The organism is Vibrio sp. 2134-1, from assembly GCF_033339495.1.
The window spans coordinates 61,201-84,840 of sequence record NZ_JAWOUS010000012.1 but is presented as its reverse complement, the minus strand read 5'-3'; the positions used below and the strand labels follow the sequence as shown (position 1 = coordinate 84,840).

The window sequence follows — 23,640 nt, the reverse complement described above, 5'->3', positions numbered from 1 at the left end:
GTTAAGGATTAAGTATGTTGAGTTTTATATAACCAAATCAAATAACCAACACAAGATTTATAATATGTCTTATTGTCAAAAACGGAATTTCACAGAGTAAAAATACACGTAGGCAACACATTCACAATTTAAACTCACGATAATGAAAACATTGATTGAAGAATTAACATTTTAACAATCATTACAACAATGTTAACTTTAGCCTCGTTGGTCGCGCTGGTGGTAAGCCTCTCACCAAGCCTATTGTCAGTTTTATATGGACGTTCGACCACCTCCAAAATGAATAGACACCCAATTTGGTGCCCTTTTTTCGCCCGTGAAAGCATTCTTCGCGGGCTTTTTTCTTCCCACTGAAATGGGCTTAATCTGCGTTAGTTTCTTTGCTCAATCTCTCTGTTTTTCCAGTCGTATACGATTCGATTACCGGAGACAAGTCCAGTAATTCCAATACTTTTTTTTCAAAAGTTTCATCAGCACTTCTCACCCAATCTAAAAACTTCTGCTTAGCAAACATCGATTCGTACTTATACCAAAACTCGATGCTCAGGTAGAATTCATTTTTTATGGGTAAATTGTATACTCTTCGTAATTCACTCTTATACTTAATATTACCTTCTGAGTATTTTGAGTATTTGTTTTTTCCAACTTCAACTAGCTCACACTTTATTGGTGGATAACCACTTAAGAAACCTCTAATTAAATATTCTTCTTTTTCTCTTTTTCGGTCTTCACTTTCTGGAATTTCTCCCCATTGTTTATTCGCACGCTTAGTCAATTCTTTCATCAAGTCTGTATGATATCCCCTCATAGAGCCTTCACTTTGCTCCGGGGCATGATAAAAATCATAATATTCTCTCTCTAAAAATGAGGACAATTGACTAATATTATCAATATCTTCTCCAATAGATTTAACCCGTAGCCTAATATATAATCCACCTAGTTTGTTAATAGGAAGCAAAGGGTTTAATATTTTCTTCTGAAACAAAAAATATACCGTAGCTAATTTTATAAACCTTTCATGCCTCTCTATTTTTGATTCAACATCGAACTGTTCTAAATTAACAAGATCCTGGTATACATGTCCTTCATATATGTTGTTCGGACACTCAAATGACAGCACTAAGTCATCTATCTGGAACGCATTATGTAATAAGTCAGAGAAATCCGGCTTTCCTCTAAAACCATCTTTACACATTTTAATAAAACTCATATGTCTATCTCTTACTCTTCAAATATGCATCAATACCTTTAAACGAGAGCCTGCAATATGAGTTCTAATTCAAGTAAAGGTAAGCCACATACTAAGGTATTATGAAGGTCAAAAAGGAGATCGGATCTTTTCTAAATTTTAAATATCTAACATCACCTCCACTTTACTGAAATCTACACTTTTAAAAGTTACATCCGCTCCATCCAGCAATAGCTCATCAAACACGCCAACTATTGATAATGAGCTTGAGGATCTGATCCCTACCCATGAAATGAGAAACAAAAAAGCCAGCCTTAAAAGGCTGGCAAGTAGAGCAACAAGGTCAGTGCTTACTGCTAACTAACACCGAACTCGTATTGGATTCATTTTCGTCTGTTAGTCTCTTTTAGCGGCGTTTATGACTTGCTTGCTTTCTCTTTGTGGCACGTTACCTTTACTAACTGTTCTTGCTCATCTTTAATGTTTTTCACGATACGCTCATCACGTGCGTGAATGGCATCCATGTTCATTTGCTGAATATCTGCTATAGCTTCATGTTTCATTTCAGAAAAGTCCTGACGTAAATCTGAGCTCCACTCCTCTTTGTCTAAAGTGTTAGCAGCAGCGATTGGTGATGACATTACAGCAATAAGACTTAGAGTAGATAGAAATACGCTTTTCATAATAAGCTCCTTGAGGATTAGCAGTTAATTTTAATTACAATTTATATATTGCACATACGATGCCAACTTTTATTTTGTTATTTTTCAACAACTTAAACAAACCCTCATATTCAACGTTATCTTCGTCTGGTAAATTTCGCTAACCAAGTGTCAAATTAACCATACGAATTTAAAACATTAGAAACATACACATTAGAAATGCTTTGTCAGGCAGTTTTCTCATCAGATAATTACGTAACTGCCCACTAAAAAATCGCTTTGAATCAAAATGCGGAAACAAAAAAGCAGCCCGAAGGCTGCTCCTAATCGTTAATACCAAGCTTGTTAACTCGATACGCTTGCTTCAACGCTCGACGTCACTGGCGACTTTCTGAAACGATTAATCAAACGATGGATAAACCTCTTAATCGATCTGAAAATATTTTTAATATCTTCAAGCATTAAATACAAACAAGGCACCAACACTAAAGTCAGAACCGTTGCGTACAACACCGCAAAGCCCAAAGCGACAGCCATCGGTATGACAAAACGCGCCTGCAAACTCGTTTCAAACATTATCGGCAATACACCCGCAAACGTCGTTATTGAGGTGAGCGTGATAGCTCGAAAACGAGCACAACCCGCCTCAACAACCGCTTGTTTGATGTTCATACCCCTTTCTCTCACTTGGTTTACGTAATCTGTCATAACCAGAGAGTCGTTGATAACCACGCCAGCAGCGGCGATCAAACCAAATGTCGACATCATACTGATGTCTAAACCTAGCCAGAAATGGCCCCAAATCGCCCCCGTCAGACTAAACGGAATGACGGACATTACAATCAAAGGTTGGGTATAACTTTTTAACGGTACAGCTAACAAGATGTAGACGATGATCATACCTGCAATAAAGAACAAAATCTGTTCATTACGCTGCGCAGCCTGCTCTTCAATATCACCACCCAATTCTGTTTTCACACTCGAGAACGCTTGCTTCATATCCGGTAAGATATTGTCGTCAATGACCTTCACGATTTCTTGAGGTTCAACCAATTCTTCGTCTATCGAACCATAGACATAAACGGTTTGATACCCGCCTTCACGTCGAATGCTACTCACGCCCGGCTGCTCGTTGATCTTCACCACATCACCTAGCATGACCTTCTTACCTGCTGGTGTTGTAATCACAGCGTAACGCAATGATGAGAATGCTTCACGCGTCAATTGCGGGTAACGCACCATAACTTTAATTTCTTCACCATCACGAATAATGCGCTGTGCTTCGCCACCATAAAAGCTGCCACCAACTTGCTCTGCGATCATGGTGAGATCCAGACCGAGATCGTACGCTACAGGCGCAAGAGACAGGAGTACTTCTTTGCTTCCAGAATCAATAGAAGATGAAATATCATATAACCCTTCTTCCTGCTGTAAACGCTCTATCAAGTAACGCCCAGCCTCGTTGAGCTCATTGATGTTAGAACCAAACAACAAGTAACCAAACTCATCTCTGTCACCACCACCCGCACTCTGCTCGCGGATTTTGATGCTCTTCATACCTGGAATAACAGGCATAGCTTCACGCCAACGTCGAGCCAGTTCAAATGTATTGAACGGGCGTAACTCTTCATCAACCAGAGGTACTAATACACGACCTTCGGTGCGGCTTCTGTTGTACGACAGCACATCACGAATCATTCCTTGACCATGTTCTGCAATGGTCTCAGATTCGATCTTTTGCATGACACGTTCAATAGTCTTGAGTGCACTGATTGTCTGCTCACTTGAAACGGTATCATTCATTTCAATAGTGATCGCAGGATAGTCAGTCGGCACTTTAGGGTTAGGGATCACCCGAACATAATTCGCGTTGATCAAAGCCGCGCTGATCAGCAGTAAACCACAGAACACCGCAAACACTGTCCAGCGCCAATGGGTGCATGTTGTTACAAAGTTCCGATATGGACCATTTACAAAACCAAAAAAACGTTGGTTAAATCGGTCACGCCAACCACCTGGTTTAACTGGCTTAAAATGAGTATGCGCAAGGTGTGCAGGAAGGATCAGCTTCGATTCAATCAAACTGAAGATCAAACACAGAATCACGACACCAGCAATGCCGTAAAAGAAAGCGCTATCAATACCACTCGAAAGCAAGAATGGTGCGAATACAGCAATCGTTGTCAGAACACCAAATGTCGCTGGCGTAGCAACGCGTTTGACACCGCGTACCACGTTCTCGACACCGCCGCCCTTTTCTTCGATTTCACTGTACGCACTTTCTCCCATGACGATGGCGTCATCCACCACAATTCCGAGCACCATGATGAAAGCAAACAGCGAGACGATGTTCACTGTAATACCCAAAGCTGGCATCATCATTACAGCACCGAGGAAACAGACAGGTAGCCCAATCATTACCCACATAGCCAAGCGGAAACGTAGGAAAATGGTCAGCATAATCGCGACTAATGCAGCGCCTTGCAGCAAGTTTTTCAACATCATGTCGAGACGCCCATTTAAATAATAAGTCGTATCAACTAAGACTTTGAGCTTAACATCCTGCGGCAATGTCTTGTTTTTTGCTTCAATATAATTACGAACGGACTGTGCAACAGGGATAATGTTCTGATCACGAGTGGCTTCAACAGACATGTAGATCGCATTTTGCCCTGAGTATTCAAAATAGCGCTCTTCTTCCGTAAAGCCATCTTTGATCGTGGCGATATCTTGCAGTAAAACCTTCGCACCATTTGCGCCAAGCTTTACAGGAATATTTCTAAACTCATCACCACGGTAGTATTGGTTTTCAATCCTTACTGCAATCATCCCTGAGTTTGTTTTTACTTCGCCCGCAGAAAAGTTGGCTGAGTAACGGCTGATCGCGCTGCTGATATCGCTCAACGTCAGGTCGTATTTACGAAGAACAAGTGGGTCAACTTCAATCGCTATTTCTTCTTCTGGCGCACTCAGATACACCAGCATGACGTTTTCTAACTGAAGTAATTCATCTTCGATTTGCTTAGCAATCGGTTTAAGCTCCTCGAGCGGTCGGTCCCCAACTAACCCCATTTCGATTACATCTTGGCGCCATTCAACTTGGTAGACATTGATTGGTTCCATACCCGCTGGTAAGTTAGACAAGGTATCAATACGTTGGTTTACATCATCTAAGACACGCTTGATATCGGCATTAACGTCTACCTCGATGGAAACATACGCGCTACCTCTAGAGGCCGTTGAGACTGCTTTTTTAATCCCGGTGACGTCTTTAATCGATTCCTCGACCTTAACGAGAATACTCTCTTCTATCTCTTGAGGAGAAGCGCCAGGATAAGTAGCACGAACATCAATGTAGTTCACCTCAATATTCGGAAACATCTGCCTTTGAATAAAGAGAAAACTCACCACACCCATGATAATGATGAACACCATCAAAAGGTTGGCAGCGACGGGGTTATTCGCAAAATAGGCAATCAGGCCCTTTTGTTTAGTATCTTCCATGACAAACTCCTACTTACTGTACGACGGTTTCGGAGTCGTCACTCTTTTTTGCGATTTGTACCGCCATGCCTTTTTGAGGGTACTCGGGCAAGGTCAGTACCAACTTATCACTTTGCTCTAAACCTTCGCCCACCAGCAAAAACTCACCTTCTGCTCTCAAAACCGTGACAGTTCTGGGTTGAAGTTGATTATCGCCATTCACCACCCACACGGTACGGTTTTTAACTAATTCCTGTGGTAAGCGATAGATATGCTTAAGTTCCTTACCAGTGAAGCTCACTTCAACGTAGGAGCCGAATTTAATTGGAGGCTGCTGGTTATCGACACCGTATGGGTCCGCGATTTGAATGACCATGTTAATCATTCGGGTAGCACTATCAATCATGCCTAAATCACGAACTACTCGACCTTCTCTAGTGGTAGAAAACACACCTTGCTGCGTCACTGTCGCAGTGAGTTCACCAATGGATTCGGGTAAAAATGCACTATCAAAACCGGCAATGGGTACGTGCACCTCTGCCACTTCGATGTTGTTTAACGTGGCAACTCGAGAACCAGATGTAACAAATTGACCAACACCAATATCACGCTCAACAACCAGCGCATCGTAAGGTGCAACGACTTTGCAATTTTCTAACTCTCTTTTTGCTCGTTTGAGTGCCGCTTGAGCCGACTTCACTTGGGCTTGTGCGCTCAAAACGTGAGGCTTGCGTAAATACAGATCCGTCACTTGCTTATCGCTCAGTCTCTTTGCCTGACGCTTTGCCACTTCGGCTTTCGCTTGTTCCTCAATCAAGTTTGCGCGTGCACTAGCTAAATCGGCTTCAGCTTGTAAAACCGACGCTTCATAGTTGTCACTTTCAATTGTGAAAAGAACCTCTCCTCGTTTTACGATGCCACCCGTCACAAAATTCGGGTGCCAACTTGTAACTTCACCACTAACTTGCGCGGAAAGGTGTGTTTTTTCAAAAGGGACTAATTCACCGTGACTAGTAATCACCACTTTGTGATCGGTAGGAAAAAGAGAAGAAGCCTGAACAGTAGGTTCTGTAATTGCATCTTTGGTTGACTCTTTTTCCGGCGCAGTTGCGGCAATTGCAGCATATCCTGCATAAGAGCCTCCAACGACGGCGAAGGGTAAAAGCCAACGTAATATGGGTTTTGCTAACATCGAAAATCCTTTTTTATTGTTGTTTTCAACACCACACTTTTATTCAGTCCATTGCTCCCGGTAAGCATGGTGGTGAGAGAATTGAATTTGAATAAACATCAAAGCGGCGCTTGCCTAGTCTTTTAAGCAGCGAACTAGATAGTTATTGCCAATTCAAAGTTAATAAAATTAACAAAAAATTAACCAACTGCGCAAGTTGCTCTGACTTAACTTGTATTCTAAACAGCAAATGACATGCCAAGCATTTATTTATTAAAAATCATATGGTTATATAAAAACCATTATTTTATCCAGTGTGCTATTGGTCATAATCACCAGATATTAGTGATTATGACCAATACGGCCATAATGATAATTAAAATAAATGATTATCTGCGCTCTAAAAGTTGAACTTAGTGCAGGCTCTATGGCAATTCATTGATTAATCGCTCGTTATCAAACGGTTCTGGGTGCATGTGGCGTCAGCTTAAGTCTATAATTTGGAGTAGGTAACACTCTGTAAGACAAGGAAATGTGCTTTGTTACAAACACTCGCCAAGTTGCTCTTCCCCTCGCTGCTCACTCTTTTATCGGCATGCTCATCCGTATCGTTGAATGACGCCAGTGAAAAGTCCACCAGCTTTCAGCTCGGTTATCAAAAGGATTCTGTTCTTGCGCAGTACTTTGACGCTTACGGGAGAGACCCTAAGTCCATAACTGGCTTTGCACCGTTAAATCAGGGACACGATGCCCTTCTTGCTCGAACCTCTTTGATCGAGTCCGCCCAGAAAAGCCTTGATCTTCAATACTATATTTACCGTGGTGACGAAACGAGTCAGCTAATAACGTGGCGCTTGTATGAAGCGGCAAAGCGTGGTGTTCGAGTAAGGCTGTTGCTTGACGATATGCAAAAGCGAAACGACGATGTGATGGCTGCCCTCAATGCACATCCTAATATAGAAATCCGCTTATTTAACCCGCATCAGTATCGCGACTCCCGTTGGTTCGCTCTTGCTAGCGATTTTGAACGCCTTAATCGTCGTATGCACAATAAGTCTCTGATTGCAGACAGTGTTTCCGCTATTGTCGGTGGTAGAAATATCGGCAATGAATACTTCTCTTTTGAATCGCAAGTTGAGTTTGGTGATTTTGATCTTCTGCTCTATGGTGAGGCGGTACAACAAACTGCCGATCAGTTCGACCTCTACTGGAATAGCGCCTATGCGATACCAATGGAATGGATTACACCGAATTCACAGCAAATTACCGACCAAGCGATTCAAAAGCAGGTCAATAAACTCCGGTTAGAGGAAAAGTTTTCAACCGGCCGCTATGACTTCACACAACTGGATATGTACCAAGATCTAAAACAAGGCAAACTCAAGCTCTACTGGGGAGAAGCGAAAGTATGGTTTGATCTGCCCGATAAAGTCGCAACCCGAGAGAGCCAACTTATTGATAATTTGTCGGAACTGGTTAAAAGTGTTGAGGATTCATTTGTGCTCATCTCTCCCTATTTCGTTCCAACTGAAGTAGGTACTCAAGCATTAAGTAACGCGGCCAAGCGAGGCGTTGATATCACGATTGTGACCAATAGCCTCGCGTCTAACGATGTGTTTGCCGTGCATGGTTGGTACGCAAAATATCGAAAAGAATTACTCGAAGCTGGAATAAAGCTTTGGGAAGTAAAAGCGAGCGCGAAACTCCAAAGTAAGTGGAGCCTCACGGGGAGTAGCAGAGCAAGTTTACACGCTAAAGCAATGACGATTGATAACAAAACACTTTTCGTTGGTTCGATGAACTGGGACCCACGTTCGGCCGCTTTGAATACCGAAATGGCCGTTGTTATCGAACAGCCAGAATATGTGCAAATGTTTCTAGAACAACTGCCGAGTCAACTGTCGAGTAACGCCTATGCCTTAACTCTGCGCGACGGGGACATTGTCTGGACCGACGTAAAAACAGGCGAAGAATACAAGTCCGAACCAGAAGCAGGAGTATGGCGAAAAATGGGTGCTTGGTTCTCCGGAATATTACCAATTGAAGATCAGCTATAACAGTTGCCAATACTGCAAACCTACCCAGTAAAGCGAAACAAAATGGACGCTAGTTTTGGGGCTGGGGGGCACAACCAACATAAGGAAGCTCAATGCCAGCGCAATGGAATGAATACTATCAGAAAATTTTAAGCCAACCTCACCGCCCAAGCGTGGAAAATGCCGTAAATCGACTTAAGATAGAAGGCAAAGTCGCTCTTGATATTGGCTGCGGAATAGGTCGAGACAGCCACTTTCTCCTCGAAAAGGGATTTAAGGTTCACGCATGTGATAGCAATGAAGATGCAGTAAAAACTTGTTTAACACGCTTTGAAGGTAACAAACGATTTTCGGTTTCGCAGTGCTGTTTTACTGAGTTTAATTATCCTCAGTGCAGCTTGGTTATCGCAAATGCCAGTTTGTTCTTTTGCCCTGACAAAGGCTTCAAACAAGTCTGGACAAAAATAGACAGCGCATTACAACCGAGCGGTATCTTCTGCGGCGATTTCTTGGGAGTGAAAGACTCCTGGGTGACCTCCGAAATGCATCCAAACATTACCGCATTAACGAAAAAGGAAGTGAAAAGCTTATTCGAAGGTTACGACCTCATTTCATTGCATGAAAGAGATGAAGACGGGACCACTGTAGTCGGAAGCCAAAAACATTGGCACATGTTTAGTGTGACCGCTCGAAAGCGCTAAAAATGGTCTCTCGATAAAGAAAGCAGCACTTCAAATCAGTGCTGCTATCAGAGATTAATTGACGGGATACACCACTTCAAAACGCTCTAAAACCAGCGTACGTTTCTCATGCCAATCGATGTTCAACTCATCGCATTCAGCTTTAAAAAATGCAGTATGAGCATCACGCCACCAGTTTAAGGTTCTATCACCTTCGCCTTCTGCGAAGGCAAACTCTGCGGTTACATCCTCATATTTGCATGTACTTACGTCAGTAATTCGTATCACGCAAACCGGGTCCCCATCCCAATTCGTCACTACTTGTAAATGACCGACTTGGGGCATGGTTTCACCATGTTCTCGATACCAAAGCTCCAAACTGCACGATGCAGTTTTCTGTCCAATACGAACCAAATCTGCGCATACATTCGCGTTGTATTCGTCGGCACAATAATAGTCAGCACTGACTGATGGTACAGCTTCCCTTTGTTCTGGTGATAATAATTCTAGGAATTGTTCTAAGTAATCCTTAGCTCGCGCGTCCATGCTCACTCCATTAATCATAAATTCGCAAGGAGCATAAAAGATATCACAACAAATAACCACCAGGAACAAACTGAAAAACAACAAGAATATGACTTCTACGAAGACGACTGTTATTTCTTTTGTAATAACTTTGCTAAACGTTTGTGCTATTTGCTATTGTTGCATGGTCTATCTGTACTCTTCTCGTGAAAGGACGTTATATGCGCTTATTTATTGGTATTTTTTTCTCGCTGATACTTGCCTTGCCAACAATGGCATCGGAGGAAAAGTATTCAGAATCGGATCTGTTAGATAGACCATTAATGGAACGCTATATTTTAGATGAACTAAAAGCGCTGCGTCAGGACTATCAAAGCCTAGAAAAGCGAATGATCACAGAGATCACCGATCGCGAGCTAACGGTCGCAGATAAATCGTTGAACTATGCCAACGTGACCGTTACATACTTCTTCTACATCATTGCTGGTGTCGCATCTCTGATTGCCTTTGTCGGATGGCAATCTCTGCGTGAGTTTAAACACAACACCAAAGAGATGGCTGATAAACGATTGGAGAAGATCGCCCAAGAATACGAGAAAAAGTTTGTCGCCCTTGAGCGAGATTTAAAACGCAAAACTCGCATTATCAGTGAAAACAACAAAGAAATTGAGAAAATCAACGAGATCCATAACTTATGGCTACGTGCACAAAGCTCTCAAACTCCAGAGCAACGTATCGAAATCTATGATGAAATCTTGTTAATTCGTCCAGGTGATTTAGAAGCGTTGACGTACAAAGCCGACGCAGCGATGGAAATCAACGAATACCATTGGGCACTTAGCATTTGTAACCGCGTACTTGAAGTCGATTACACCAACGGCCCTGCACTGTATCAACGCGCGTGTGCATACTCTCGCCTTGGTATCGAAGAGCAAGCTATTGAAGACTTGGAACGCGCAATTGAATACAGCCCATCCATTCGTGATTTACTTGCCGAAGAACGAGACCTCGAATTGCTGCACGGTAATGAGCGTTTTGAAAAGCTCTTACATCTAGCAAGCGAATAATGGAATAAACAGCATGAGCAGCCACTTTAATCTAGAAGACGCTAGCCAAGTATTGGTTGGCGCTTTTGCCCTAGCAGTCCCGATCTCATTTTCGGAGGAAGCGTGGCGATTGGGTGAGAGCCTACCAATGGCAAACTTGCTCATGCTGTTAAGTCTTTCTGTCATTTTCCTCAGTTTTTTCGCGTATCAAAGCGTGTTTCAAAGCCACATCAAGAATCGCGTATCCATCTTTATTTTTCGTGTGGTTATCGCGTACCTCATTGCGGCCGTTGTGGTAGCGTTAGTTCTTTTCTGTCTTGATAAGCTGCCACTCATGAATGAGCCTTTGGTTGCGATAAAGCGCGTTATCGTCATCACAATGCCTGCTTCGATGGGCGCGATCGTAGTCGACAGTTTCGACAAAGAATAGAGATAATCGCTACTCTTCTTCTAACGTTAAGTTCGACCCCGAGTGGTCTTTCCCTAATACATCTTCTGGGTTTCGCAGTGCGCAGGTTTCTAACGACAAGCACCCGCAGCCAATGCATCCTCCTAAATCGTTTTGCAACGCTTTAAGTTTTTGAATCTTTTGTTCTAACTGTTCATGCCAATGGCTTGCCATTTCTTCCCATTGCGCTTTGTTAGGGGCTTGGTGTTTCGGCAGTTCATCTAACGCATGTTTAATTTCTTCTAACGACAACCCAACTTGCTGCGCTGCTTTGATCACCGCAACACGGCGCAACACACTGCGATGGTAGCGACGCTGATTACCTTGATTTCTCCAGCTCGAAATCAGTCCTTTTTGCTCGTAAAAATGTAGGGCAGATACTTTCACTCCAGAACGTTTTGCCACTTCTCCTACGCTGATTTCCATCCTTGACTCCCTGTATATCAATTTTGTTAAAAAAACGCTTTACCTCAAGTTTACTTGAGGTTTTAAAGTTGCACCATCTTAATTAACGCTAAACCCCGGCGATCTCAAGATAATGTGTTCAGCGCGAACGACTTGGTTGTTAACCACAAGACAGTTGGACATCAACCTTTTGAAATCCATCGGGAGTTAGAGGCAAACATAATGAAAAATAAAACTCAGCCGTACTTAGCTGGCCGCTTCTTCGACAGTATCTCCTCTGGCTTATTCATGATGGCGCTGCCATGGGTCATGCTTTCCGAACCTAACATGGGCACTTTCGTAGCTTTAGTTTCTCTGATCTGCACCGCGATTTCTTTTCTAGCAACGCCTTTCTTTTCCACTTTAATTGACCGACATTCACGCAAAGTACTACTCGTGCTCAATCAATGGTTTCAATCGGGTATGGCTTTGGTGGTGTTCATTGCTTATTGGTTAGGGTTTGAGTCACACTGGTTGCTGGCTTTTGCGCAATTGGTGTATTGGGTTTCGAGTAATTTTGCATGGACGACCAACAATGCCTTCACCCAAGAAAATTATCAGCACCATGAGTATGCGAAAATTTCGGGTCAGCAAGAAATTGTAATGCAATCCACGACCCTCGGAGCTGGCGCGTTGGGTATTGTTTTGCTTGAAGTGTGGGGCATGAAAGAGTTTGCTTTGTTTGCGGCCAGCGCCTCTGCGTTAGCAGCGATGTTCTATATTCTGACGCCTTATACTCAACAATTAAGGGCATCAAAATCCGTTGCTTTCATCGCGCAACTCAAAGAGAGCAAACAAATATTCCGTCTCGAACCCCGATTTTATGGCTTTATTCTGCTCTCTTGCCTCTCTTATCCTGCATTGACGTATTTGAGCAAACTGGTGCCGATTTGGTTTTCTGAACAAGGCATCTCTGGCGATTGGTTTGCAGGGTTCAACATCAGTTTTGGCCTCGGCTCGTTGCTAACCGGCTTTATTGTCACCAAAGTGCTAAACCGTGCCTCCCATAGCCACATTATGTTCGCTTCGATGGTTATGGTCTCTTTTGCGCTTATCGGGATGAGTTTTACGATGAGCCCGCAGATCATCTTGTTGTTTACGGCGCTGTTTGGCGTATTTAACGCGCTAAATCGCATTGCGAGAGTCAACTGGATGCATCACACCGTAGCGGTTCATCAACGAGGTCGCGTCGATGGCGGCATCAGCATGTTTGCCACCACCATTCAATCTCTCAGTTACGTCCTGATTGCAATATTGAGTCATTACGAACTAACACAATACGGTTTTGCAATCGCAGCTGCTGTCATGGTGTTAGCAGTGATTTTGATGGGATTACTCAGTCGAGACGTCGAGCCGTTTAACGACCTGCCCCTTCATGCAGCAGCAAAGTGAAGCATAGAAATTGAGAAGTTGAGAAATTGAAAAAGCGAGATAGGAAGGCAACCAACATCGTCTTCCTATTTTTACGCCAGCACTTTTGCCTCTATCGCTTATCAGCAAGGTTGGGTATTCTGAGGTGACCAACATGAGCAGAGGGAAATCGCAGTGAACTTAAGGCAATTAGAAGTCTTTTACGCCATTATGCAAGCAGGAACGGTGTCAGGCGCGGCTCGCTTACTGCACGTTTCCCAACCTAATGTCACTCGAGTTCTCGCCCATACAGAACAACAACTGAGCTTCGCTTTATTTGAGCGTGTAAAGGGCCGTCTCGTTCCAACTCAAGAAGCCAAAGCCTTATTGCCAGAGGCTGAAAAAGTCTATCAACAACTCGGACAATTTCGCTCTCTGACCAACAAAGTCAAACAGGGAACTCAACATTTACGAGTCGGTGCTCCGCCTGTTTTGGCCGCACACTTGTTAGCGCCGACTGTCGCGTTGCTGTCGAAAGAGCACGGCATCTCCTTTGAGCTCTCAACGGCTAATCGCGATGAGCTGTGCTCAGGTTTACTGAAACATGAACTGGATGTCGCCATTGCGTTCGGTGAAGAAACGCCACCAGCGATCATGGGACACATGTTATTAAAAGAAAACTTGGCGCTAATTGCCCCTAAAAGCGCAGCGATACCCACAGAAAAAACCGTCACTTTAGAAGAACTCATCAGTCACGATTTACCCATTATCGGTTTAGATAGCCGAGACCCTCTGGGCTTGCTGTTACATCAAACCTTGTCAGCGCGTGACGAGCATTATCAACATGCCATTACCGTCCGCAGCTACTCCGCGGCGGCTGAACTGGTGAAAAACGAAGCAGGATTCGCGATTGTAGACCCTTGGACTGCAAAACAATATCGCCAAGATAATGCCGTTTCCGTGCATGCTTTGGAGCCAAATATGTCCTTCTCCGTCTCTATTTTATTCGCAGAGCACACACCTCAATCCATTGCGACAAAGCAATTTATCACCGCCCTAAAACAACAGATGGGTTAAAGGTATAACCTGAAGTTATACCTGCCTAACAAATAAGCATTCGGTTTCCTAAATCAGTCTGGCTACATTAATGAGCAATAACGATGACGAAGGGAACCATCATGCAAATTGCTCAACCTTACCTACTCTTTCTTGGCGATGTAACCGATCCACTCGCAGCAAAAACCGCGCGTGGCATATACCAATGGCGACCTGAGATTTGTCTTGGCCAAATCCGCCTGACGCCAGAAACCGTATCGCTTGGTTTAACCGACATGACACTACAACAAGCGCAGCAGCAAGGAGCAAAAACGCTGGTGCTCGGCACGGCAAATCCAGGAGGCGTCATTCCCGAAGCTTGGCAAGCAACCTTACTTGAAGCGGCAGAGATGGGATTTGAAATTGCATCGGGCATGCACCAACGTTTGGCGGAACTTTCTCCTCTTGCCGATCTAGAACAACGCGGATTAACCAAACTGTATGATGTTCGCCATTATGATGCCCCGCTCAAGGTCGGCAATGGCAAAGCTCGCGCAGGCAAGCGAGTACTTACTGTAGGAACAGATTGCTCCGTTGGCAAAATGTACTCTGCCCTCGCCATTGAGCACACATTAAAGCGTAAAAACTGTCGCGCAGAGTTCAAAGCAACGGGTCAAACTGGAATTCTCATCGCAGGCAGTGGCATTTCAATTGATGCCGTAGTTGCCGATTTTATCTCCGGCGCAGTAGAAACGATCAGCCCTGAGTTCACCGATCACGATTGGGACATCATCGAAGGGCAAGGTTCGTTATTTAACCCTTCGTTTGCTGGCGTAAGTTTGGGCTTACTTCACGGCGCACAAGCTGACGCTCTGATACTGTGCCATGAGATTGGTCGCCCGCACATCCGCAACTTACCACATGCGAGCTTGCCAACCATTGAACAAACGATAGAAGCGAATCTGGCCGCTGCTCGCCTAACAAATCCAAACGCTCAATTAGTGGGTATTTGCTTAAACACTTCGGCGCTCAGCGAAGAAGATGCTGCCCAGTTATGCCAGGATTGGAGCGACAAATACCAAGTGCCCGTCACCGACCCTGTACGTTTTGGCGTTGATGCGGTTGCAGATAGGCTCCTTACGATTTAAGAAACATTTACGGTTTAGAAAATAACTGCGGTTTAGGGAAAACTAGTGAGATGAAAATTCATGTAGAACCTGTCACGATTGCCATGGCGACACCATTTCGCATCTCTCGCGGCAGTCGGACAGAGTGCCACGTAGTCCGAGTGACAATTGAACATCGAGGCATGACCGCCCAAGGTGAATGCACGCCATACCCTCGTTATGGTGAATCGGTTGAATCGGTGATTAAGGCGATTTCTCACGCCGCACATGAACTGCAAAGTTTGTATGCCAAAGGCGAAGCTGATGTCATGGTTCTCAAAAGCCAGCTTCAATCGTTATTGCCCGCGGGGGCGGCAAGAAATGCATTGGATTGCGCCCTTTGGCATCTTCACGCGCTTTTGAGCCACAAGCAGCAGGTTAACGACCTCTTTGCGTTACCAGAGGCGATTGTGACGGCGATGACGGTTTCTATCGACACGCCGCAAGCGATGGCCAAACAGGCGCAAGCTTACGTTAGTCAAGGCGCAAAACTGCTAAAGGTAAAACTGGATGGTGAACACGTACTTGATCGCGTTGCAGCAGTACGCGATGCTGCGCCGCACGCGCAAATTGTTTTAGATGCGAATGAAGCATGGCAAGGCCTCGACCTCGCGACGGTATTTGCTCAACTCGAACCGCTAGACATCACCATGATCGAACAACCGTTGCCACAAGACTGCGATGACGTACTCGCCAGCATTCCGCACCCCATTCCACTTTGCGCCGATGAAAGTTGTCACACCAGAGAGCAATTGCATCAGTTGGTTGGCAAATATGAAATGGTGAATATTAAGCTAGATAAAACTGGCGGGCTCACTGAAGCACTATTATTAGCCGACGACGCCCAAAAACTCGGTTTTAGCCTCATGTCCGGTTGTATGTTGGGGACGTCGCTGGCGATGCGAGCCGCGTTACCTATTGCAGCTCAGGCAAGCGTTGTCGATCTTGATGGCCCGGTGCTGCTCGGACAAGATGTAACGCCAAGCTTGGTTTATTGCGACGGCGAAATCGTTCTTTCCAAATAGCCTAAACAATCCAGAGGTTTTGCTCCAAAAGTCAGAACCTCTGAGTTTATGATCTCGATTAAAAGACAATCAGCCCCATCATGAAATAAGTCACATAAATTATATGGTTATTGAGGCATGCTAAGATTCCAGTAGTCCAAGAAGGTGGTCTTATGCATCGAGTCATCCGGAAAATGACGTGGAAAACGAATGGGCGGTAATCCCGCCCTACTCCAATGCAGTGCGTGGGTTTCTATAACAACCCACTTCCTAGCAATTCGTAGGTTTTTCACGCCATCTTGCAAGGAGGCTCTATGCCTATCAACAAAATACGCAATATCGCTTTTGTCGGCCAAACCGGGACCGGTAAAACCACGCTGATAGAAAAACTGCTCTTCACCTGCGATGCCACGCACCATTTAGGCAGCGTAGAAAAAGGCGATACCGTTACCGACTTCGACCCTCAATCCATCCAATATCAACACAGTATTGAAGCAACGCCAGTCGCACTGCGCTGGAATAAACACCGGCTCAATATCATCGACACTCCGGGACAAAACGAGTTACTTGGCCGTACTATCAGCGTTTTTCCTGCCGTTGAAACATCTGCCCTTGTCATCGACCCTCAAACCCCACTAAACCAAACTTCCGATCGCTTATTCACCTTTGCTAAAGAGCAGCAAAAATGTCAGATGATCATCATCAATAAGCTCGATAACCACGGTAATCAGTTAGAAAGATTGATGGAGAACATCGTTGAGCATTTTGGTGACCACTGCTTGCCGATCAACTTACCTTCGGCTGACGGGGAATCTGTAGTTGACTGCTATTTCGAACCAGAATTGGGACGAGAAACCTTACTTGCAACGGTAGATGAAGCTCATGAGACCTTAATTGACCAAGTCATCGAAGTCTATGAAGAACTGATGGAACTGTATCTGGAACAAGGCTCCGAACTCACCGCAGAGCAACTGCATGATCCGTTTGAAGAAGCACTGAGAACTGGACATGTGATTCCGGTCTGTTTTGTCTCAGCACAAACCGGCGTGGGCGTCGAGTTGCTGCTGCGCACCTTGGCGGAGATCATGCCCATGCCAAACGAGGGTAACCCTCCTCTACTGGAAAAGAACGGCAAAAAAATCAAAGTAAATTGCGAAACCTTAGAGCACACCGTCGCACACGTGTACAAAGTCAGCGTCGACCCATATATGGGAAAACTTGCCTACTTACGTGTGTATCAGGGTGAAATCAATGCGGGCAGCCTGCTTTATATTGGCGAAAGCAACAAGGCATTTAAAGTTGGGCACTTATATCAACTGCAGGGCAAAGATAGAACCGAGATCCCTCGCGCGCTTGCAGGCGACTTCTGCGTTTTAGCCAAAGTGGATGATCTCGAATTCGATTCAATCGTTCATGACTCTCACGAAGAAGATGGAGTTCAACTCAAAACGTTGGACCTTCCTGACTCCATGTATTCTTTGTGCTTGAAGCCTCTTAAGCGTGGAGATGAGCAAAAATTAGGAGATGTGCTGAATAAAATTGCCAGTGAAGACCCTTCTCTGCGCATCGAACATCGCGCTCGCACCAACGAAACCATCATCAGCGGCCAAGGGGAGTTTCACCTCAAAGTCGCATTAGAAAAGATGGCGAACGTGTACAAACTGGACGTCGAAACCTGCCAACCAAGCGTCGAATACTTTGAAACCATCACCAAACCTGCCGAAGGGCATTATCGACACAAAAAACAAAGTGGCGGTGCAGGCCAGTTTGGTGAAGTGCAATTGAAGGTTCGTCCACTCGAACGTGGTGCCGGATTTAAGTTCATCAACAAAGTAGTGGGTGGCGCCATTCCAACCGCGCTCATTCCTGCTGTTGAAAAAGGTATTTTGCAAGCGTTAGAGGAAGGCGCGATTTCTGGCAACCCAATTAAGGATGTGGAAGTCACCGTTTATGACGGTAAATATCACTCCGTCGATTCGAAAGAAATTGCGTTTGTCATCGCAGGTAAGAAAGCCTTTTTAGATGCGATTAACAACGCAGATCCTATTGTGCTAGAACCCATTGTCCAGATGGAACTGCACATCCCAACCGCGAACGTTGGCGATGTTTCTGGAGATTTATCTGGAAACCGAGGCTTAATCGAAGGCACCGAGCCAATCGACAGCAGCTTCACCTTACTCAGAGCCAAGTCACCTGTAAACGAGCTGCAAGATTACGCTCGTCGATTACGCTCTATCACTGGTGGTGAAGGCAGCTTTAGTATGACCTTAAGCCATTACGAGCCTGCGCCACCAGCAGTGCAAAAACAGGTCTGCCAAGGCAGTACACAACAAGGTTAATTCCCTAAGATTCAAATCAATCACATAAACAAAAAAGCGCCCTCATTTTGAGGGCGCTTTTAGGTAAAAGAAAAATTATTTATCGAGAGACAAACCTATCTGACTGATTTTGCTTTCAAACTCTTCGATGCTGTTCGCTTTGTAAGTCGGAGCACCGTTAAAGTAGCGCGGTTTCTCTGGCAGCATCGCATTTTTCAGCTCTTGTTCTTGATCGATATTGTCATGGTAAACCGTTACACGATTTGGAATATCCTGCTTCATTACAGCCATTTTGGTTCTCCTTTATTAAGACGAATAGTAAGCGTAGAACGAATTTATCGGAGTACAGGCGTAACTGTGTAAAATTTAGACACCAACGACAAAATCATATTTAAACAGTTGCATTTAATATTTTTGAGGCACTTTGTCGTGGCTATTGGCAAACGTGAGTGCAGCGATTAAGGTGAGCTCTCTCTACATGAAGACAGGAAGTCCGGTGTCGCAGCAAGAACTCAACCAAATGGGCAGTGCCAAAGTTTTTCTCATCGAAAAAGATGGCGTCCAAGTAATAGAAAAACGTAACCCTACTCAAATAGAAGTCGCGTTTTATCAACGCTATGCCGAACAGTTTAACGCGCTTGGAATACACGTACCGCGCTTGATTCAATTCGACGACCAGAAAAACGTTCTGCACATTGAATACGTTCCCCACGCAGTCGAGCAAGCATTCTTACTTGAAGATGATCGAGTCATTGAACAACTCGTCAAACTGCACCAACTTCCACCAACATCAGATGGTGTTTATCACCGCCACCAGTGGACACCACAAGCGACTCAACAAGCACTCGCTACACTTGAACTGGGCTCAGAGACAGAGCAGTTCTTCCACAACCTCCAACAACGATCGGCGCATCTTTTCGATGGACAGAACTTGATCTCCGGAGACTCGAATGCTGGAAACTGGGGACAGCGCGAAAATGGCGAGCTGGTGCTGTTCGACTGGGAACGCTTTTCTACAGGGCATGTCGCGATAGATTTAGCGCCGCTCATCGAGGGCATGGGCACATTTGATGATTACTTGAACGTAGCAGGCAAGTATATAGAGTGCGCAGAGAAAGGTGAAACAACAGAATTGGCGCGCGATATCGGACTAGCAAAAGCGTGGATCGTTGTCGAGGTAGTCAACATACTGGTCTCCAGAGAGAATCCGCAGACCAGCAAATATTTGGACTGGTTTCGGCAAACCTTGCCGCAATGGGCCAAAAGCCTTAGCGCTCAGGTGATGAGTTAGGCTCTGAGATTTGATATAAACGCCTTTCAGGTTCTGCGCATGAGGTTTCACAATTGCACACCTTGTCAACGCCGACATTATTCAAACCACCACAACTCCCTTGAATGCGCTTGTTGTGAAAAATGACGCCAAGTGACATCAACAAAATGATTGCGAGAAAACCAAGAAAGGTAAATAACCAAACCATATTAACCTGCCTTATTAGCCATCGACTCTAGCTTAAGTATAGCAGGGCTAGATGTTGCTTTGAGTAGCGCTTTAGGTCTTGCCAACAAGGAGGGTTTTGATTTTGGGCCACCACAGGAGCCGCAGCCACCTTTTTGTTTGTGAACACTTTTCTTATGATTGTTTGATGGGCGTCCTTGAGAGGGCTCAATCAAAGGCTCTCTTGGAACCGCAAGCACATCTTCCAAGGAACTACGAGTAGACAGCCTAAATACTGGCGTACCACTGCTAAGTAGCTTTGCCAATACACGTTCACCGATATTTCGCACAAGAACAGCATCCACATTGTACCCTTGTAGAGACTGAATCAACTGAGACTTCGCATTACAACCAGCTTGTGGCATAGAAGCAATGTTCGCTAGGTTTTTAAGCATTCCGTCAGTATCAGAATAAATAGCGATGTATGGTGCTTTTACAAAGTGGTTTGCCACCCGCTCACCATCATTAGGAATAGCATAAATCATAAGTTTGACTCCTCATTCGGAAAAACTAATGCATGACCTTCAACTAAACTTTTTGCGACTTTCAATCTTGCACTTTTTACTGTGTTACCAAAAGTTTGTCTGGAAACGCCCATCTGCTCCGCAGCTTGCTGCTGGCTAAGCCCCTCTAAGTCGGCTAAACGTAGCGCTTCTAACTCTTCTGGTAATATGGCGACTTGCTCCAACTGATTAAATGGAATGCCATTGGGCTTAAAGCAATGGTGAGCCGCACGTCCGCATATTCGTCTTTCTATCTTTGGTCTTGCCATCATTGTCCCTCAAAAACACAGAGTCAAATTACGCCTTAAACTGGCATATGCCAATAACATTTTTAGCATATGCCAATAAACTAAGTTTGCAAAAATCAACACGACAAATACGTAATACATCAACATTAATTAGACATCTAATAATTTAGGAATTTTGATGACAAACGAACAAAAAGATCAATTCTAATTAACCGGATAATAAAAACGTTAGTTTGCGCAGATTTTTCATACAAATACACGCTAATGTGTTCATTTTATTGAAGAAGAAAAACTATAATCCAAGCAAATCATTAGTTTGAACACTAATGATTGTTTTATTTAAAAGGATGTATACCTAAGGAACGAAAAAGAGAAGTTTGACAACATTGGTCTGAGCTTAAAGGGTAATACGTTCGATACAGAACCTGTCGAACGACCATTACTTGGCCTAGGTGCCCTACTCTTCTTGCCAAATTAAGTTTCTTGAAAGCGCTTAGGTATATCAGAAAAAGGAAGTACATATGTCTGACTCAAATTGGCTCAGCGAATTCCCGGAAATGGATGCCTCTGATCTCAGGGCGATTCGCAAAACACTCGACGGCGCCTACAGAGATTTCTCTCGCGAGTATGGTGAACTCATTGAGTCTCTGTTTGATCCGCTCCTTTCGTTTCTTGTCTGGTTTGAAAAACTTCTGATTTCTACACCTTGGTTCATTATTTTAGGTGTCTGCACCACTCTCGTTTATGCCGCCAGCCGCTCTTGGAAACTGGCCGCTGCATGTTTTGGTTCGCTGATTCTGATTGGCTATTTTGGAATGTGGGAAGACACTATGCGTACGCTCAGTATCATCACTGTATGTACTATGCTTGCCATCGCACTTGGTATCCCTATCGGCATCGCTATGGCGCGCTCTAATCGCATTCAGTCGGTGGTAACACCATTACTCGACGTCATGCAAACCATGCCGGCATTTGTGTATCTCATTCCAGTTGTGATGTTATTGGGCATCGGGAAAATTCCTGGCCTTATCGCAGTAGTGATCTACGCGATTCCACCGGTTATTCGTTTAACCAATTTGGGCATTCGTCTAGTTGACAAAGAAGTATTGGAAGCCGCAACCGCATTTGGTGCCAGCACTCGGCAACGGCTTTTTGGGGTTCAGCTTCCGCTTGCAATGCCAACCATCATGGCGGGAATTAACCAAACGATCATGATGGCACTGTCAATGGTGGTCATCGCATCAATGATTGGGGTAAAAGGTTTAGGTCAGCCTGTTCTAAAGTCTATTACCAATCAATATTTCACTCTTGGTCTTCTCAATGGTTTAGCAATTGTCGCCCTAGCAATCCTTTTTGATCGTGCTTCACAAGCGTATGCGAAACGCACTCAAGCTCATTTAGGAGACTCAAAACATGACTAGTCCACTTATCGAAATCAGCGGTCTGTATAAAATCTTCGGCCCCAAGCCCAATAGCGTGATTGAGCGCGTTAAGTTGGGACATAGTAAAGAGCAGGTTTTAGCGGAAACGGGCCACACGGTCGGACTAAAAGACATCAACCTGCAAATTCAAAAGGGTGAAATTTTTGTCATTATGGGATTATCCGGTTCTGGAAAATCCACCATGATTCGCCACTTCAACCGATTAATCGATCCAACCATGGGGCAGATTTTGGTAGAAGGGGTGGATGTCATGCAACTTTCTAACAAAGAGCTTGAACAGTTTCGCCGTCACAAGATGTCTATGGTGTTCCAACGCTTTGGCTTGCTGCCTCATCGCACTGTTATCGACAACATCGCATATGGTTTAGAAGTTCAGGGAATAAATAAAGAGGCGCGCTTAGAAAAAGCAAATGAATGGTTAGAAACCGTTGGACTGACGGGTTATGAGCACCAGTATCCTGCTCAACTATCGGGTGGACAGCAACAGCGTGTGGGCCTTGCACGGGCACTGGCTACCGACGCCGAAATACTGTTGATGGACGAGGCTTTCTCAGCATTGGACCCTCTGATTCGGAGCGAAATGCAAGATCAGTTGGTAGAGCTGCAACAGAAGCTGCACAAAACCATTATTTTCATTACTCATGATTTAGATGAAGCGCTTCGACTTGGCGATCGCATCGCGATACTTAAAGACGGTGAACTTGTCCAACAAGGTTCACCGGACGAAATCTTACTGCATCCTGCCGATGAGTACGTTGAAGCCTTTGTAAAAGACGTCAATAGAGCGCGAGCACTGACGATCGAAACGCTGATGCAGCCACCTTCGTACTGTGTTCGCGCTGAAACCATTGAAGATGCGCTGAGTGAAATGAAACGTGTTAAACGTGATTATGCCTACCATGAGACCAATGCAGGCTATCAAGGCGTGATAACACAGCAAGGATTGCTAAACGCAGCGAAGTTAACTCACCTATCAGATTGGCGTGATGATATCTATGAAGAGGTGCCTATCATCTCTCCACATTTAGCCATTGAGCAAGTGCTGACTGAAGTCATGTCGTGTGAATATTCACTGCCCGTCATCGATAAGCACGGCAATTTGAAAGGCGAATTAAATCGTCAGGTTATTGCGGAGCTGTTTTCTGATCAACGAAGCACAAAACGAGGCACTTCACGCTCAAGCTTCAATAACGTTTCTTAGATGATGTTGATAATACAACTCACAATAATGTGGGCTGTTATCAATTAACTCGCTCCCACTCCCCTTTTTAGATATTTGTCTGTGGGCTCAAGCTTGATACCCAAAGCAACATTTACATTGTTCTGATTTTCCTGACAATTTCATGCTCATATCCGGTTTTATTGACATAGTTAGATCATTCTATTGCTTTTTGA

At 44.5% G+C, this 23,640-nt stretch carries 22 protein-coding genes; 12 read left to right on the top strand and 10 right to left on the bottom strand.

Going from position 1 to position 23,640, the window contains the following annotated elements; genetic code table 11:
- Nucleotides 1-361: 361 nt before the first annotated feature.
- From R7R78_RS14565 to R7R78_RS14550, 4 genes are all read right to left on the bottom strand, one after another.
- Nucleotides 362-1,210 carry a DNAase gene (locus R7R78_RS14565; protein WP_213972649.1) on the bottom strand — a complete coding sequence of 283 codons (849 nt, stop codon included), beginning with the start codon at nt 1,208-1,210 and terminating at the stop codon, nt 362-364.
- 395 nt (nt 1,211-1,605) lie between these two features.
- Entirely contained in the window at nt 1,606-1,872 is a 267-nt protein-coding gene (locus R7R78_RS14560) for a hypothetical protein (RefSeq protein WP_005373876.1), read from the bottom strand.
- Nucleotides 1,873-2,196: 324 nt separating this feature from the next.
- Entirely contained in the window at nt 2,197-5,355 is a 3,159-nt protein-coding gene (locus tag R7R78_RS14555) for an efflux RND transporter permease subunit (protein WP_225473851.1), read from the bottom strand.
- A 13-nt stretch (nt 5,356-5,368) separates the two neighbouring features.
- On the bottom strand, nt 5,369-6,526 hold the full coding sequence (locus tag R7R78_RS14550) for an efflux RND transporter periplasmic adaptor subunit (RefSeq protein WP_005373881.1): 1,158 nt from the start codon (nt 6,524-6,526) through the stop codon (nt 5,369-5,371).
- A gap of 518 nt (nt 6,527-7,044) precedes the next feature.
- Here R7R78_RS14550 and R7R78_RS14545 point away from each other — a divergent pair.
- Both R7R78_RS14545 and R7R78_RS14540 read left to right on the top strand, forming a co-directional pair.
- Nucleotides 7,045-8,562, top strand: coding sequence for a phospholipase D family protein (locus tag R7R78_RS14545; protein WP_005373883.1), 1,518 nt, complete (start codon nt 7,045-7,047; stop codon nt 8,560-8,562).
- 92 nt (nt 8,563-8,654) lie between these two features.
- The gene (locus tag R7R78_RS14540; RefSeq protein ID WP_225473849.1) at nt 8,655-9,242 is read left to right on the top strand and encodes a class I SAM-dependent methyltransferase; all 588 of its coding nucleotides are present in this window, start codon (nt 8,655-8,657) and stop codon (nt 9,240-9,242) included.
- A gap of 54 nt (nt 9,243-9,296) precedes the next feature.
- On the opposite strand, the gene R7R78_RS14535 is transcribed toward R7R78_RS14540, so the two are convergent.
- Complete coding sequence (locus tag R7R78_RS14535; RefSeq protein ID WP_005373887.1) at nt 9,297-9,767, bottom strand: ASCH domain-containing protein; 471 nt, start codon at nt 9,765-9,767, stop codon at nt 9,297-9,299.
- Between the two features lie 200 nt (nt 9,768-9,967).
- Here R7R78_RS14535 and R7R78_RS14530 point away from each other — a divergent pair, with 200 nt between their 5' ends.
- Complete coding sequence (locus tag R7R78_RS14530; protein WP_005373890.1) at nt 9,968-10,813, top strand: tetratricopeptide repeat protein; 846 nt, start codon at nt 9,968-9,970, stop codon at nt 10,811-10,813.
- A 13-nt stretch (nt 10,814-10,826) separates the two neighbouring features.
- On the top strand, nt 10,827-11,222 hold the full coding sequence (locus R7R78_RS14525; RefSeq protein ID WP_005373896.1) for a DUF2391 family protein: 396 nt from the start codon (nt 10,827-10,829) through the stop codon (nt 11,220-11,222).
- A 9-nt stretch (nt 11,223-11,231) separates the two neighbouring features.
- Here the strand turns inward: R7R78_RS14525 and soxR are convergent, their stop codons facing one another.
- The gene (soxR, locus tag R7R78_RS14520) at nt 11,232-11,666 is read right to left on the bottom strand and encodes a redox-sensitive transcriptional activator SoxR (protein ID WP_005373898.1); all 435 of its coding nucleotides are present in this window, start codon (nt 11,664-11,666) and stop codon (nt 11,232-11,234) included.
- Between the two features lie 201 nt (nt 11,667-11,867).
- Here soxR and R7R78_RS14515 point away from each other — a divergent pair, with 201 nt between their 5' ends.
- The 5 genes from R7R78_RS14515 to fusA all read left to right on the top strand — a co-directional run bounded on the left by R7R78_RS14515 (nt 11,868) and on the right by fusA (nt 18,578).
- Nucleotides 11,868-13,076, top strand: a complete 1,209-nt coding sequence (locus R7R78_RS14515) for an MFS transporter (protein ID WP_225473846.1) — start codon at nt 11,868-11,870, stop codon at nt 13,074-13,076.
- Nucleotides 13,077-13,229: 153 nt separating this feature from the next.
- A complete protein-coding gene (locus tag R7R78_RS14510) occupies nt 13,230-14,111 on the top strand; it encodes a LysR family transcriptional regulator (RefSeq protein ID WP_005373905.1) in 882 nt (293 codons plus the stop codon).
- Nucleotides 14,112-14,212: 101 nt separating this feature from the next.
- Nucleotides 14,213-15,217: an N-acetyltransferase DgcN gene (gene dgcN / locus R7R78_RS14505; RefSeq protein ID WP_005373907.1), complete on the top strand. Its 1,005-nt coding sequence runs from the start codon at nt 14,213-14,215 to the stop codon at nt 15,215-15,217.
- Nucleotides 15,218-15,267: 50 nt separating this feature from the next.
- Nucleotides 15,268-16,260, top strand: a complete 993-nt coding sequence (gene dgcA / locus R7R78_RS14500) for an N-acetyl-D-Glu racemase DgcA (RefSeq protein WP_225473844.1) — start codon at nt 15,268-15,270, stop codon at nt 16,258-16,260.
- Nucleotides 16,261-16,553: 293 nt separating this feature from the next.
- Nucleotides 16,554-18,578: an elongation factor G gene (gene fusA / locus R7R78_RS14495; protein ID WP_225473843.1), complete on the top strand. Its 2,025-nt coding sequence runs from the start codon at nt 16,554-16,556 to the stop codon at nt 18,576-18,578.
- 75 nt (nt 18,579-18,653) lie between these two features.
- On the opposite strand, the gene R7R78_RS14490 is transcribed toward fusA, so the two are convergent.
- On the bottom strand, nt 18,654-18,848 hold the full coding sequence (locus tag R7R78_RS14490; RefSeq protein ID WP_005373920.1) for a hypothetical protein: 195 nt from the start codon (nt 18,846-18,848) through the stop codon (nt 18,654-18,656).
- A 187-nt stretch (nt 18,849-19,035) separates the two neighbouring features.
- Between R7R78_RS14490 and R7R78_RS14485 the strand changes: the two genes are divergently transcribed.
- Nucleotides 19,036-19,848: an aminoglycoside phosphotransferase family protein gene (locus R7R78_RS14485; RefSeq protein WP_213867563.1), complete on the top strand. Its 813-nt coding sequence runs from the start codon at nt 19,036-19,038 to the stop codon at nt 19,846-19,848.
- On the opposite strand, the gene nqrM is transcribed toward R7R78_RS14485, so the two are convergent.
- The 3 genes from nqrM to R7R78_RS14470 are packed head-to-tail and all read right to left on the bottom strand — an operon-like array spanning nt 19,826 to nt 20,824.
- Complete coding sequence (gene nqrM / locus R7R78_RS14480; RefSeq protein ID WP_017635136.1) at nt 19,826-20,035, bottom strand: (Na+)-NQR maturation NqrM; 210 nt, start codon at nt 20,033-20,035, stop codon at nt 19,826-19,828. The genes R7R78_RS14485 and nqrM overlap by 23 nt on opposite strands.
- A 1-nt stretch (nt 20,036) precedes the next feature.
- Complete coding sequence (locus tag R7R78_RS14475; RefSeq protein ID WP_025577643.1) at nt 20,037-20,537, bottom strand: NifB/NifX family molybdenum-iron cluster-binding protein; 501 nt, start codon at nt 20,535-20,537, stop codon at nt 20,037-20,039.
- Nucleotides 20,534-20,824, bottom strand: a complete 291-nt coding sequence (locus R7R78_RS14470) for a DUF134 domain-containing protein (protein ID WP_005373924.1) — start codon at nt 20,822-20,824, stop codon at nt 20,534-20,536. Before R7R78_RS14470 ends, R7R78_RS14475 begins: the two co-directional genes overlap by 4 nt.
- Nucleotides 20,825-21,324: 500 nt before the next feature.
- Here R7R78_RS14470 and R7R78_RS14465 point away from each other — a divergent pair, with 500 nt between their 5' ends.
- Together R7R78_RS14465 and R7R78_RS14460 are read left to right on the top strand one after the other, a co-directional pair.
- Nucleotides 21,325-22,224 carry an ABC transporter permease gene (locus R7R78_RS14465; RefSeq protein WP_064354518.1) on the top strand — a complete coding sequence of 300 codons (900 nt, stop codon included), beginning with the start codon at nt 21,325-21,327 and terminating at the stop codon, nt 22,222-22,224.
- Nucleotides 22,217-23,446 carry a glycine betaine/L-proline ABC transporter ATP-binding protein gene (locus R7R78_RS14460; RefSeq protein ID WP_225473841.1) on the top strand — a complete coding sequence of 410 codons (1,230 nt, stop codon included), beginning with the start codon at nt 22,217-22,219 and terminating at the stop codon, nt 23,444-23,446. The genes R7R78_RS14465 and R7R78_RS14460 overlap by 8 nt, the downstream gene beginning before the upstream one ends.
- The last annotated feature ends 194 nt before the right edge of the window (nt 23,447-23,640 follow it).